Origin of the sequence: Sphingosinicella soli, assembly GCF_014199685.1 — a bacterium.
Lineage (GTDB): Bacteria > Pseudomonadota > Alphaproteobacteria > Sphingomonadales > Sphingomonadaceae > Sphingosinicella > Sphingosinicella soli.
In genome coordinates, this window is the sequence record NZ_JACHNZ010000012.1 from 61,815 (window position 1) to 74,647 (window position 12,833).

Annotated in this window: 14 protein-coding genes and 1 pseudogene; 3 read left to right on the top strand and 12 right to left on the bottom strand. The window is 68.2% G+C overall.

Going from position 1 to position 12,833, the window contains the following annotated elements; genetic code table 11:
• Positions 1-47: 47 nt before the first annotated feature.
• The 4 genes and pseudogenes from yidD to GGQ98_RS06745 all read right to left on the bottom strand — a co-directional run.
• Positions 48-254, bottom strand: a pseudogene (yidD, locus tag GGQ98_RS06730) (membrane protein insertion efficiency factor YidD); the annotation flags it as partial.
• Complete coding sequence (gene rnpA, locus GGQ98_RS06735) at positions 251-574, bottom strand: ribonuclease P protein component (protein ID WP_184067045.1); 324 nt, start codon at positions 572-574, stop codon at positions 251-253. The pseudogene yidD and the gene rnpA, both read right to left, overlap by 4 nt.
• 8 nt (positions 575-582) lie before the next feature.
• A complete protein-coding gene (gene rpmH / locus GGQ98_RS06740) occupies positions 583-717 on the bottom strand; it encodes a 50S ribosomal protein L34 (RefSeq protein ID WP_121049614.1) in 135 nt (44 codons plus the stop codon).
• Between the two features lie 131 nt (positions 718-848).
• Positions 849-1,058 (bottom strand): hypothetical protein, encoded by a 210-nt coding sequence (locus GGQ98_RS06745; RefSeq protein ID WP_424141352.1) that lies wholly within the window; start codon positions 1,056-1,058, stop codon positions 849-851.
• Positions 1,059-1,298: 240 nt separating this feature from the next.
• On the opposite strand from GGQ98_RS06745, the gene GGQ98_RS06750 reads away from it, so the two are divergent.
• Complete coding sequence (locus GGQ98_RS06750; RefSeq protein ID WP_184066966.1) at positions 1,299-2,804, top strand: YifB family Mg chelatase-like AAA ATPase; 1,506 nt, start codon at positions 1,299-1,301, stop codon at positions 2,802-2,804.
• 96 nt (positions 2,805-2,900) lie between these two features.
• Positions 2,901-4,184 carry a dicarboxylate/amino acid:cation symporter gene (locus GGQ98_RS06755; RefSeq protein WP_184066969.1) on the top strand — a complete coding sequence of 428 codons (1,284 nt, stop codon included), beginning with the start codon at positions 2,901-2,903 and terminating at the stop codon, positions 4,182-4,184.
• On the opposite strand, the gene GGQ98_RS06760 is transcribed toward GGQ98_RS06755, so the two are convergent.
• Complete coding sequence (locus GGQ98_RS06760; RefSeq protein WP_184066972.1) at positions 4,174-5,325, bottom strand: aromatic ring-hydroxylating oxygenase subunit alpha; 1,152 nt, start codon at positions 5,323-5,325, stop codon at positions 4,174-4,176. The two genes, GGQ98_RS06755 and GGQ98_RS06760, sit on opposite strands and share 11 nt — an antisense overlap.
• Positions 5,326-5,439: 114 nt before the next feature.
• Between GGQ98_RS06760 and GGQ98_RS06765 the strand changes: the two genes are divergently transcribed.
• Positions 5,440-6,789: an AmpG family muropeptide MFS transporter gene (locus GGQ98_RS06765; protein ID WP_243451740.1), complete on the top strand. Its 1,350-nt coding sequence runs from the start codon at positions 5,440-5,442 to the stop codon at positions 6,787-6,789.
• On the opposite strand, the gene GGQ98_RS06770 is transcribed toward GGQ98_RS06765, so the two are convergent.
• From GGQ98_RS06770 to GGQ98_RS06800, 7 genes are all read right to left on the bottom strand, one after another.
• The gene (locus GGQ98_RS06770; protein WP_184066978.1) at positions 6,767-8,098 is read right to left on the bottom strand and encodes a bifunctional folylpolyglutamate synthase/dihydrofolate synthase; all 1,332 of its coding nucleotides are present in this window, start codon (positions 8,096-8,098) and stop codon (positions 6,767-6,769) included. The genes GGQ98_RS06765 and GGQ98_RS06770 overlap by 23 nt on opposite strands.
• 127 nt (positions 8,099-8,225) lie before the next feature.
• On the bottom strand, positions 8,226-9,083 hold the full coding sequence (accD, locus tag GGQ98_RS06775; RefSeq protein WP_184066981.1) for an acetyl-CoA carboxylase, carboxyltransferase subunit beta: 858 nt from the start codon (positions 9,081-9,083) through the stop codon (positions 8,226-8,228).
• Entirely contained in the window at positions 9,080-9,886 is an 807-nt protein-coding gene (trpA, locus tag GGQ98_RS06780; RefSeq protein WP_184066984.1) for a tryptophan synthase subunit alpha, read from the bottom strand. Before trpA ends, accD begins: the two co-directional genes overlap by 4 nt.
• 106 nt (positions 9,887-9,992) lie before the next feature.
• Complete coding sequence (trpB, locus tag GGQ98_RS06785) at positions 9,993-11,201, bottom strand: tryptophan synthase subunit beta (RefSeq protein WP_184066986.1); 1,209 nt, start codon at positions 11,199-11,201, stop codon at positions 9,993-9,995.
• The gene (locus GGQ98_RS06790; protein ID WP_184066988.1) at positions 11,198-11,842 is read right to left on the bottom strand and encodes a phosphoribosylanthranilate isomerase; all 645 of its coding nucleotides are present in this window, start codon (positions 11,840-11,842) and stop codon (positions 11,198-11,200) included. Before GGQ98_RS06790 ends, trpB begins: the two co-directional genes overlap by 4 nt.
• Entirely contained in the window at positions 11,839-12,528 is a 690-nt protein-coding gene (gene pyrF / locus GGQ98_RS06795) for an orotidine-5'-phosphate decarboxylase (protein WP_184066990.1), read from the bottom strand. The genes GGQ98_RS06790 and pyrF overlap by 4 nt, the downstream gene beginning before the upstream one ends.
• A complete protein-coding gene (locus GGQ98_RS06800; RefSeq protein ID WP_184066992.1) occupies positions 12,525-12,830 on the bottom strand; it encodes a hypothetical protein in 306 nt (101 codons plus the stop codon). Before GGQ98_RS06800 ends, pyrF begins: the two co-directional genes overlap by 4 nt.
• Positions 12,831-12,833: the final 3 nt, after the last annotated feature.

Here is a 12,833-nt window from a genome sequence, read left to right on the forward strand (position 1 = left end):
TGCGGCCCGCAGCAGGGCCTCGACTTCGTTATCGTTTCGGGGCCGGAAACGGGATCGAACCCCGAACCGCCCCACGGATGGCAGCGCAATATCCGACGAAGCGCGAGCGCGCCACCCTTGATGGCGCCGTGGCGCTCGATCGCCTCGATCGCATAGGCCGAACACGACGGCGCGAACCGGCACGTCGGCGGCAGGATTGCAGAAAAGCTCAGCTGCCAGCCGCGCGCGATCAGAATCATGATGCGGCCGATCATCGCACGAGCTTCCGCACGGCGCGTTCCAGATCGGCGGCCATGTCCACATAGGCGCGCGTCAGACCCGGCGCACGGCCGATCAGCACATAATCGTGCGCGGGAGACGCAAGCGTGGGCATCGATTCGGAAACAAGCGCGCGCAGGCGGCGTTTCAGGCGATTGCGGACGACCGCATTGCCGATCTTCTTGGTGACGGTGAAGCCCACGCGCACGGCGCCCTCATCGGCGCGGTCGCGGGCCAGCAGGATGAAGCCGTCGGTCACAGCGCGGCGTCCTTTGTTCGCGGCGAGAAAATCGCGCCGCGCACGGAGCCGCTCCAGCTTCGAAGCTACGCCGACAGCCGCTTGCGGCCGCGCGCGCGGCGGGCCGCCAGAACCTTGCGGCCACCCGGCGTCGCCGAGCGCGTGCGGAAGCCGTGACGCCGTTTGCGGACGAGCTTGCTCGGTTGATAGGTGCGCTTCATCGGACATGCCTTCTTGCGAATCGAATCAATAAAAACGGCCGCGCACGCGTGCACGCGCAATCGCGGCCGAAACCTTCGGGCGAGCGCATAGGCAGGCACGCACTCGAAGTCAACGAAAAGCATCGAAATGCCTACTCGGGGCGCGGTCGCTTGCGGCGCCGAAGTCCCATGTCCACCCAGTGCGCGACCTTGGGATGGCGCCGCTTGAACGCCACGTAGCGCTTGCGCGCCCAGTGCGAGTTCCGCAGCACGAGCGCAAGGCCGATCGCCGAGCCGATGAAGCCGAACGGCCCGGGGATCAGCGGCCCGCCGATGATGGGCGAGAGAATCAGCAGCATCACGCCTGCCGTGATCTCCGCGCCCCGGCGCGCGAGCGAACGCGGCCGTCGCGGTTTGCGAGCGGATAAAGCGGGCGTGGTCAAGCGTAGTCCCCGAGGATGCGCGAATCGTCGTTGCAGCGCACGATGCGCCTGCCGCGTGTCGAAAAAGAGGCCGTATCCCCAAGGGTTTGACGATGGTGTTGGCGCACAGTACCGCTGTTCCGATGCTTTGTTTCACAGCATCAACGGGGGATGCGGTTCATGGTTGCGCGCGTACAGACAGTCGCGTTTATCGGGCTTGAAGCGCGCAGCGTCGATGTGCAGGTGCAGATCGCGCGCGGCGGCACCAAATTCACCATCGTCGGCCTGCCCGACAAGGCGGTCGCCGAAAGCCAGGAGCGCGTGCGCGCGACGCTCTCCGCCATCGGCCTCGCGCTTCCGTTCCAGCGCATCACGGTCAACCTCTCCCCCGCCGACCTGCCCAAGGAAGGCAGCCACTACGATCTGCCCATCGCGCTCGGCCTGCTCGCGGCGATGGGCGTCGTCGATCTCGAAGCCCTCGCGGGCTACGCGGCGGTCGGTGAACTCGCGCTCGACGGGCGGGTGAGCCCGGTGCCCGGCGTGCTGCTCGCCGCGCTTCACGCCTCCTCGAACGAACTCGGCCTCATCTGCCCCGCCGTGCAGGGCGGCGAGGCGGCGTGGGCAGGCTGCGACGTGCTCGCCGCGCCCGATCTTCTCAGCCTTCTCAACCATCTGAAAGGCACGCAGCTTCTCACCCCGCCCACGGCATCCGTTGCCGAAGAGACCCGCCATGCGCCCGATCTTGCCGCCGTGAAGGGCCAGGAAACCGCCAAGCGCGCGCTCGAAATCGCGGCGGCTGGCGGGCACAACCTGCTGATGTCCGGCCCGCCGGGCGCGGGCAAGTCGCTGCTCGCCGCCGCGCTGCCGGGCATATTGCCGCCGCTTTCCCCGCGTGAGGCGCTTGAAGTGTCGATGGTCTCGTCGGTCGCGGGCGCGCTCGACGGCGGCAAGCTGATCCGCGCGCGCCCGTTTCGCGCGCCGCACCATTCGGCCTCGATGGCGGCGCTCGTCGGCGGCGGCACCAAGGCGCGGCCCGGCGAGGTCAGCCTCGCGCATCTCGGCGTGCTGTTCCTCGACGAGCTGCCCGAGTTCCAGCGCCAGGTGCTCGATTCGCTGCGCCAGCCGCTCGAAACCGGCGAGGTCAGCATCGCGCGCGCCGCGCTTCACGTCACCTACCCCGCGCGCGTGCAACTGATCGCCGCGATGAACCCCTGCCGCTGCGGGCATCTGAGCGACCCCGCGCTCGCCTGCGCCCGCGCGCCCAGATGCGCCGCCGATTATCAGTCCAAACTCTCGGGCCCCCTGCTCGATCGCATCGACCTCCATGTCGAGGTCGAGCCCGTTTCCGCTGCCGACCTTGCGCTGCCGCCGCCCGCCGAGGGCTCGGCCGAGGTCGCCGCCCGCGTCGCCGCCGCCCGCGCGCTGCAGACCGCGCGCTACGAAGCGCACGGCGTCCGCACCAATGCGGAGGCCGACGGCAAGCTCCTCGAAGACGCGGCAACACCCGACGAGCCCGGCCGCCAGCTGCTGATGCAGGCCGCCGAATCGATGCGCCTCACCGCGCGCGGCTACCACCGCGTGCTGCGCGTCGCCCGCACGCTCGCGGACCTTGCGGGCGCGGAGAGCGTGAAGCGCATTCACATCGCCGAAGCGCTCAGCTACCGCCGCCGCGCGCCGGTGAGCTGAGGCCATATCCGAAGGCTATCCGCCGCCGACGCCTGAACGCATTTCCATCCCCAAACCGCTCGTCTATCGTCGCGGCCCGGGCAGAGGGAGCAGTTGATGCCGTTACATGTGAAAATGCTGATCGGGTTCGCGTTCGGTCTCATCGCGGGGCTTGTCGTGCATTTCACCGCGGGCGCGGACGCCGCGTGGGTGCAGACCGTCACAACTTACGTAACTGGCCCGATCGGCCAGCTGTTCCTGCGCCTGCTGTTCATGCTGGTCATCCCGCTGCTGTTTTCGGCGCTGGTGCTCGGCGTCGCGGAGATGGGCGACATCCGCTCGCTCGGCCGCATCGGCTGGAAAACGCTTGCCTATACGGTCGGCGTGTCCGCCATCGCGGTCGTCATCGGGCTTGTGCTGGTGAACCTGCTGCGCCCCGGCGACGGCATCGATCCCGCGCTCGCGCAGCGCCTGCTCGCCGAAGCGAGCGAGGGCGCGTCGGCCATCGTCAACACCTCGCGCACCGCGCCTTCGGGCATGGATGCGCTGCTCAATATCGTGCCCTCGAACGTCATCCGCGCGGCGGCCGACAACGACATCCTTGCCGTGATGCTCTTCGCGCTGATGTTCGGCATCGGCCTCGTCATCGCGAACACGCCGGGAACCGAGCGGCTGAAGGGCGCGATCGAAGGCTTGTTCGACGTCACGATGACGCTCATCAACATCGTCATCCGCCTCGCGCCTTATGCCGTCGCCTGCTTCATGTTCAACCTCGCGGCGCTCTTCGGCTGGGATCTGCTGGCGCGCCTCGCCTCTTACGTGGGCGTCGTCGTGCTGGCGCTCGGTATCCACATGGTCGTCGTCTATTCGCTCGCCGTGAAATATCTCGGCGGCATGTCGCCGGTGCGCTTCTTCAAGGGATCGGAAGAGGCGATCGTCATGGCGTTCTCCACCGCCTCGTCGAACGCCACGCTGCCCACGGCGCTGCGCGTTGCGGAAACCAAGCTGATGCTGCCGCGCCGCGTCTCGCGCTTCGTGCTCACAATCGGCGCGACGGCAAACCAGAACGGCACCGCGCTGTTCGAGGGCGTCACCGTGCTGTTCCTCGCGCAGTTTTTCGGTGTCGAGCTGTCGCTCGGCCAGCAGTTCGTCGTGATGCTGGTGTGCATCCTCGGCGGCATCGGCACGGCGGGCGTGCCTGCGGGTTCGCTGCCTGTCGTGGCGCTCATCCTCGGCATGGTCGGCGTGCCGCCCGAAGGCATTGGGCTCATCCTCGGCGTCGACCGCTTCCTCGACATGTGCCGCACGACGCTGAACGTCACCGGCGATCTTGCCGCCGCCGTCGTCGTGTCGAAGGGCGAAACCGATCCGCCGCTCGCCGCGCCCGAACCTATGCGATGAGGCTTTCCACCGTATCGTGAAAGCGGCGGATGCCGAGTTCGAGGCTGCCGAGCATCAGGTCCGACACCGCGCCGCTTTCCAGCCCCTGCTGGCCGCGCGCGGCGGCGCCGAAATCCTCGGTGCCGAACACGCCGCCGTCGAGCAGCTCCCAGGATCGCCGCCAGTGATCCTCGGCCTTCGCGGTCGCGGGCTTTTCGGGGATCAGCATGAAGTCTTCCACAAGCGTGCGTCCCGCCGCCTGCGGCATCAGCGTCATCAGGTTCACATAGTCGGGCGAGAACACCAGCACCGTACCGGGCACGAGCTGATAGGCATAGGTGACGACGCGGCGCAGCGCCGCCCAGCCCTCCATATCCACCTTCGCGAGATAGTCTGCGCGCGCCACGGCGGATCGCGCGTGCGGGCCGATGGTGTCGCCCGCCGTGATGCCGTCCACGAAAAACGGCGCGATCGTTTTCGCGTGCAGCCGCTGCACATGGTAGCTTTCAAGGAACGCATCCATGATGAGCTTCCAGTTCGCGGGCACATCGTGCGTGCGGCGGTTGTAGAGATACATCTCCCCAAGCCCGAGCGCGTCGAAATCGGCGGCGAGCGGCCCCTCGACATACGAAAAATCGTACGCGCGTTCGCGTTCCAGACCTACCCAGATGATGCCGCCCGCCTCGCGCGAGGGCAGTTCGAAAAGCCCGCGCTCCGCCGTGTCCAGCCCCGGAAACGTATCGGCGCGCGGCACGCCCGCCAGACGCCCGTCCGATCCGTAAGACCACGCATGATAGGGGCAGACGATGCGCGGCGCCTTCTGCACCTTCGCCCCGTCCATCAGCCGCGTGCCCCGGTGGCGGCAGACGTTCAGGAACACGCGCACCGCGCCCTTGCCGTCGCGCGCGAGGAGCAGCGGCACGCCGAAGCCGTCGTGCACCGCCGCCATGTTCGCCTCGGGCAGCAGCGCCGACACCGCGACCGCCACGGGAAGCCGCGCGAAGAGCCGCGCGCGTTCCAGCGCGAACCGGGCGTCGTCGGTATAGACAGCGGCGGGCACGGTCGCCGTGCGCGCCTCCTGCATGCCGCCGCCTTCGGCCACCGCGCGCGCCAGCGCAAGCTGGCCGGGCGTCGGGCGGCACGGGGGTGAAAGAGCGTCCATATCCGGCAGTTTACCGCAACGCGCGGCATTCCGGCACCTAGCGCAAACGCGGGAGATTCCCGCGCGGCGATTTCTCGCTTACACACGCACCCGGTCAGCATGAAGGAGCAGGCATTGGCGGGCACATTCGCATCGGTTCGGGACCGTCTTCCCGCAGGTGTCCGCCCCTATTTCGAATCCGCGCCGCTCGCCGCGCTGTTCCTCGGCATGTCGTCGGGCTTTCCCTATGCGATGATCGGCGCGACGCTGACCACGCGCCTCGCGCAGGACGGTATCGACAAGAAAAGCGTCACCACCTTCGCGCTCGTGTTCCTCGCCTATAACTTCAAGTTCCTCTGGGCCTGGGTGGTCGAGGGCATCCGCCTGCCGCTGCTCGGCCGGCTCGGCCAGCGCGTTTCGTGGATGCTGTTCACGGCGGCGCTCGTCATCGTTTCGGTCGTCAATCTCGGGCTTATGGACCCGCAGGCGGATATCGTGGCCGTCGCGCTCGCCGCGATTTTCGTGGGCGTCGCGGGCGCGACGTTCGATATCGTGATCGACGCCTATCGCATCGAACTGCTGGAACCGCGCCAGCTCGGCGTCGGCGCGGGCATGTCGCAATACGGCTGGCGCATCGGCGCGGCGGGCGCAGGCGCGCTCGCGCTCGTCGCGGCCGATCCCATGCAGTGGAATCTCGGCTGGGGCACCGCATACATGCTTTGCGCGGTCTTCGCGCTTCCCGCCGCGTTCACCGCGCTCGTGATGGGCGAACCCGCGCGCCATAAGGACGTCGCCGCGCGAAAGACGCTGAAGACACTCGGCACCGCGATCATCGGCCCGTTCGCGGAGTTCCTGCAGCGCAGCGGCGCGTGGCTGGTGCTGCTGTTCATCCTGCTCCACAAGATCGGCGACACGCTGGCGAACCTTACGCTCCGCCTTCTGTTCGAAGATCTCGGCTACACGAACACGGAAATCGCCATCTACGATGTCGGCGTCGGCTTCTGGGCGCTGCTCGCAGGCATCTTCGTGGGCGGCGTGCTCTATGCGAAGCTGGGCCTCAAACGCTCGGTGCTGCTCAGCCTGATCCTGATGGCGGTTTCAAACTTCAGCTTCGCGGCGCTTGCCGCCGTGGGGCACAGCAATATCGGCATGGCGCTTGCCATCGGATTTGAAAATTTCGCGAGCGGCATCGGCGGCGTCTGCGTCGTCGCCTACTTCTCGGCGCTCACCGATCTTCGCTTCACGGCGGCGCAGTATGCGCTCATCTCCGCCTTCGCCAGCATCGTCGGCCGCTTCATGACAGGCACCACCGCGGGCGCGCTGATCGAGACGTTCGGCTATGTGAACTATTACCTGTTCACAACCGTCATCGCCGTTCCCGGCATCCTCCTCTTCTGGCTGATGATGCGCGCGGGGCTGATCGACGCCTCGATCGGCACGGCGGGGACGGAGAAGGCGGAAACTAGCTCGGCAGAGGCCCGTTGATCTTGAGCACGTCGCCCGCAAGGTAGAGCGAGCCTGCGATCAGCACCACGGGGGGCGCCTTGCGGTCGGCGGCGTGGCCGATGCGGCGCAGCGCCTCGTCGACCGACGCGGCGGGCGTCGCGGGGAGCCCGACGTCGCCGGCGAGTTTCGCGAGCGTTTCGGCAGGCACGCAGTCGTGCTCCGGGATCGGAACGGTATGCACCGCCGTCACGCGGCCCGCGAAGGCCTTGATGAACGCCGCCGCGTCCTTGCTCTGCAGCATGCCGAGCACGAGGTGAAACGGCGTCGCCGCGATATCCTGCGCGCGGAAGGCATCGACGATCACGCGCGCGGCGGAAGGGTTGTGGCCGCCGTCGAGCCAGAGCTCGCTGCCCTGCGGCAGGTGCGCCACAAGCGGGCCGCTTTCCAGCCGCTGCAGCCGCGCGGGCCATTCCGCCCAGCCCGGCCCGGCGCGCAGCGCAGCGTCGGGCACGGCAAGCGCGGACTGGTGGCGAAGCATCGCGGCGGCGAGGCCGACATTGTCGATCTGGTGCGCGCCGGGCAGGCGCGGCATGCCGAGCGTCAGTTTCGCCGCGCTGTCGCGGTAGTGAAGCTGGCCCTGATAGATGCCCACGTCCCAGTCGATCGCGCGCGCGATGATGCGCGCGCCCTTCGGCCCCGCCACCTCGCCGATCGCCGCCGCCACGGTCTGCGGATAGCGCGAGGTGACGAGCGGCACGCCCTTCTTCGCGATTCCCGCCTTTTCGCGCGCGATGTCGAGGATGGAATTGCCCAGAAACTGCTGATGATCGAGGCCGAGCTGCGCGATGCCGCAGATCGCCGCCGTCGGGATCACGTTCGTTGCGTCCCACGTGCCGCCGAGCCCGACCTCGATGACGCAGGCGTCTGCGGGGGTCCGCGAAAAGGCGGTGAACGCCGCAGCGGTCGTCAGCTCGAAGAACGTGATCTGTTCGCCGTTGTTGACACTGATGACATCGCTGAGAAGCTCGATCAGCTGCGCATCGGTGATGAGCCTTCCGGCAAGGCGAATGCGCTCGTTGAAGCGCACGAGATGCGGCGAGGTGAACACGTGGACACGGTGGCCCGCCGCTTCCAGGCAGGCGCGCAGGAACGCGGCCGTCGAGCCCTTGCCGTTGGTGCCGGACACGTGAAACACCGGCGGCAGATGGTGGTGCGGGTTGCCGAGCTTGCCGAGCAGCCGTTCGACACGACCGAGCGTCAGGTCGATCAGATTGGGATGCAGCACCTTCGCCTCGACGAGCAGGGCGTCAAGTGCCGGATTGTCAGACCTCGCCCCCTCCGTGGCCATCAGCGCAGCGTCACCCCTCCCCCTGGACAGGGGGAGGTGGGGTGGGGGTCAACACGGCGACGGTGCCAGCGACCCTCCCCCAACCCCTCCCTGTCCAGGGAGGGGGCAGGTATTGGCATTGTCCGGCTCATGCGGCTTTCGCAGGCGCGTGGGTGAGCACCCCGAGCAGGCTGCCGAGCTGCGCCTTCAGGCGCTTCCGGTGCACCACCATGTCGACCATGCCGTGTTCGTGCAGATATTCGGCGCGCTGGAAGCCTTCGGGCAGCTTTTCGCGGATCGTCTGCTCGATGACCCGCTGGCCCGCAAAGCCGATGAGCGCGCCCGGCTCCGCGATATGGACGTCGCCGAGCATCGCGTAGGACGCGGTGACGCCGCCCGTCGTCGGATCGGTGATGACGACGACATACGGCAGCCCCGCCTCGCGCAGCAGCGAGGTGAGCACCGTGGCGCGCGGCATCTGCATCAGGCTGAGAAGCCCTTCCTGCATGCGCGCGCCGCCTGCCGCCGTGAACACCACGTAAGGCGCGCGGCTGTTCAGCGCCGCTTCGGCTCCCGCGATGAACGCCTCGCCGACGCCCATGCCCATCGATCCGCCCATGTAGGCGAAATTCTGCACGCCCACGACGGCGGAGGTGCCCTCGATCCGGCCTTCCGCGATCGCGAACGCTTCGGGGTCGCCGGTTGCGGCGCGCGCGGCCTTGATGCGATCGGTATATTTCTTCTGGTCGCGGAACTTGAGCGGGTCTTCCGTCACGGACGGGGTCGCCAGCCGCTCGTAATTGCCCCCGTCGAAGATCTGCCTGAAGCGCTCCTTCGGGCCGATGCGCTCGTGGAAATCGCAGCGCGGGCAGACGTTCATGTTGTCCACCAGTTCGCGGTGGAAGTTCATCTGGCCGCAGCCCCGGCACTTCGTCCAGAGATTGTCGGGCGTTTCCTTCTTGGTGAGGAAACTCAGCGCGGGGCGGATGCGTTCGAGCCAGCTCATGCGGCCTTCTCCCTTGCAGTGGCGAGCGCGGCGGCGAGCCCGGCCACGTAATCCTTCACATGCGGCGCAGCGGCGGCGCCGTGCGCCGCAACGATATCGACGATCGCCGAGCCGACGACAACACCGTCCGCGACGCGGCCGATCGCGGCGGCCTGCTCCGCCGTGCGGACGCCGAAGCCGACCACGACAGGCAGATCGGTCGCCGCCTTCAGCCGCGCGACCGCGCTGTCGATACTGGCCTGTGCCGCCTGCTGCAGCCCGGTAATCCCCGCGACCGAAACATAATAAAGGAAACCCCCTGCGCCCTCCAGCACCGCAGGCAGACGCGCGGCGTCCGTCGTCGGCGTCGCCAGCCGGATGAAGTGCAGCCCGGCAGCGCGAAGCGCGGGGCCAAGCTCCCCGTCCTCCTCCGGCGGCAGGTCGACCGCGATCACGCCGTCAACCCCGGCATCCCCGGCACCAGCGGCGAACCACTCCGCGCCGCGCCGAAGCATCGGGTTCGCATAGCCCATCAGCACCAGCGGCACCTGCGGATGCCGCCCGCGGAACGCCTTGGCGATGGCGAGGATGTCGGCGGTCGTCGTGCCCGCCCCGAGCGCACGCAGGTTCGCGCGCTGGATCGCCGGGCCGTCCGCCATCGGGTCGGTGAACGGCATGCCGAGTTCGATGACGTCCGCCCCGCCCGCGACGAGCGCGTCGAGAATCGCGCCGGTGTCGGCGGGTGTCGGATCACCGCCGGTAACGAAGGTCACGAGCGCGGCGCGGCCTCGGGCGCGGGCGAAGGCAGTGGCGAGACGAGTCATCGGCGCAGCCCCCTCTCCCCGGCCCTCTCCCCGCGGGGGAGAGGGAGGAAGACATAGCCCTCTCCCCGGCGGGGACAGGGTTGGGAGAGGGGCATACAAAAACCCCTCACAGCTTCACCCCCAGCGCCTCGGCCACCGTGAAGATGTCCTTGTCGCCGCGACCGGAGAGGTTGACGATGATGATCTTGTCCTTGCCCAGCGTCGGCGCGATGCGTTCCGCCGCCGCGATGGCGTGCGCGGATTCGAGCGCGGGGATGATGCCTTCGAGCTTGCACAGCCGCTGGAAACTGGCGAGTGCCTCGGCGTCCGTCACGGGCTCATAGCGCACGCGGCCGATGTCGTGCAGCCACGCATGCTCCGGGCCGATGCCGGGATAATCGAGCCCCGCCGAGATCGAGTGCGCCTCGGTGATCTGGCCGTCCTCGTCCTGCAGCAGATACGTCTTGTTGCCGTGGAGGATGCCGGGCACGCCGCCCGCGAGGCTCGCCGCGTGTTTGCCGTCCAGCCCCTCGCCCGCCGCCTCGACGCCGACGATCTCGACGTCCGTGTCATCAAGGAACGGGTGAAACAGCCCGATGGCGTTCGATCCGCCGCCGACCGGCGCGATCAGCATATCCGGCAGGCGGCCCTCCGCCTCCAGAATCTGCGCGCGCGCCTCGGTGCCGATCACCGACTGGAAATCGCGCACCAGCTCCGGATAGGGGTGCGGCCCCGCCACCGTGCCGATGATGTAGAAGGTGTCGTGGACGTTCGCGACCCAGTGGCGCAGCGCCTCGTTCATCGCGTCCTTCAGCGTCTTCGCGCCCGAGTCCACCGCGACGACTTCCGCGCCGAGCAGCTTCATGCGGAACACGTTGGGCTGCTGGCGCGCGACGTCTACCGCGCCCATGAAGATCGTGCAGGGCAGGCCGAACAGCGCCGCGACCGTCGCGGTGGCGACGCCGTGCTGGCCCGCGCCGGTTTCGGCGATGATCTTGGTCTTGCCCATGCGCCGGGCGAGCAGAATCTGGCCGATGCAGTTGTTGATCTTGTGCGCGCCGGTGTGATTGAGGTCTTCGCGCTTCAGATAAATCTTTGCGCCGCCGAGTTCCGCCGTCAGCCGCTGCGCGAGCCACAGCGGGCTCGGGCGGCCGACATAGTGCTTCAGCAGATAGTTGAACTCGTCGCGGAACGCCGGATCGATCTGCGCGGCGCGGTATTCGCGTTCGAGATCGAGGATCAGCGGCATCAGCGTTTCGGCGACATAGCGCCCGCCGAACGCGCCGAAGTGGCCGCGCTCGTCGGGCTGTTGTCTCAGACTGTTCTGAACCGTCATCGTGCGCGCACCGCCTCGCAAAACGCCCTGATCTTCGCCGGAGACTTCACGCCCAGCGTATCCTCCACCCCCGACGATACATCGACGAGCGGCGCCTGCGTCGTAGCGAGGGCTTCGCCGACTGTCGAGGCGTCAAGTCCGCCCGCAAGGCCCCACGGCGCGCCGGGATCGAAGCCCGCAAGCAGCCGCCAATCAAAGCGCACGCCCATGCCGCCGGGAAGCGCCGCCCCCGGAGGTGTCTTGGCGTCGAAGAGGATGCGATCGGCAATGCCTGCATAGCGCCGTGCAGCGGCAAGATCGGCGTGGGTCGCGACCGGCACGGCTTTCCAGACCTCCACACCGAAACGCGCCTTCACCGACGCCGCGCGGTCCGGTCCTTCATTGCCGTGAAGCTGCACGCCATCGAGCCGCGCGGCACGAACCGCCGCGCCGATCGCCTCGTCGTCGGCATCCACGAACAGGCCGATGCGGGCAATGCCGGAGGGCACCGCCCCGGCAAGCCCGGCCGCCTCATCAAGCGAAAGATCGCGCGGGCTTTTCGAAAAGAACACGAAGCCCACATAATCGGCGCGCGCCGAAGCGGCGGCCTCGATCGCGGCACGGTCGCGCACGCCGCAGATCTTGATGCGCGTCACGCTCAAAGGCTCTGGCAAAGGCTCTGAAAGATTGCGTCCGCCGCCGCGCCGGGATCATCGGCGCCCGTGATCGGCCGCCCGACGACGAGAATGCTCGCGCCCGCAGCCATCGCCTCGCGCGGCGTCATCACGCGCTTCTGGTCGCCGATGTCGCTGCCCGCCGGGCGGATGCCGGGGACGATGAAGACCCCCTCCGGCCACGCCGCGCGCATCGCTGCGACCTCGTGCGCCGAGCACACGATGCCGTCGAGGCCCGCGCCCTGCGCCAACACCGCCAGCCTGCGGACCTGATCGGCGGGCGTGCCGATCACGCCGGTGGCGGCAAGATCATATTCGTCCATGCTGGTCAGCACGGTGACGCCCACAACCTTCGCGCCGGGCCGCGCCGCATCCTTCGCCGCGCGCATCATGTCGCTGCCGCCGCCCGCGTGGACGGTGAGGATGTCGTAGGGGCAGGCCGCAAGCGCGCGGACAGCGCCGGCGACGGTGTTCGGAATGTCGTGGAGTTTCAGATCGAGGAAAACGGGCACGCCGCTCTCACCCGCGACTGTAGCCACCCCTTCGCGCCCGTTCGCCATGAAGAATTCGAGGCCGAGCTTGATACCCCCGACACGCCCCGCGACCCGCGCGGCCAGCGCCCGCGCGTGATCCTTGTCGGCCGTATCGACCGCACAATAAACCGGGTTCGTCATAGCGGAGGGACGAGAGGCGGCGGCGGGGCCGTGTCCAATGTCGGGGGGGCCGGAGCCTGCGTTTCCTCAAGCGCGCGTTCGAGCTTCTTTACCCGCCGCGACCAGTGCCAGCGGCTCGTGTAGCGTAGGATCGCGAGCGGCAGCGCGCCAGCGAGGAACATGAGAATCAGAAGAACGGGAAGCCGGATCGCCAGCTCGTAGTCACCCCACAGCTTCAGGGTGACGAAATCCCAATTTCGCGCGGCGAACCACGCGAGCAGGGCGCCGAACAGGAAGTAGAAGATCAGCGTGACGATGCGCATGAT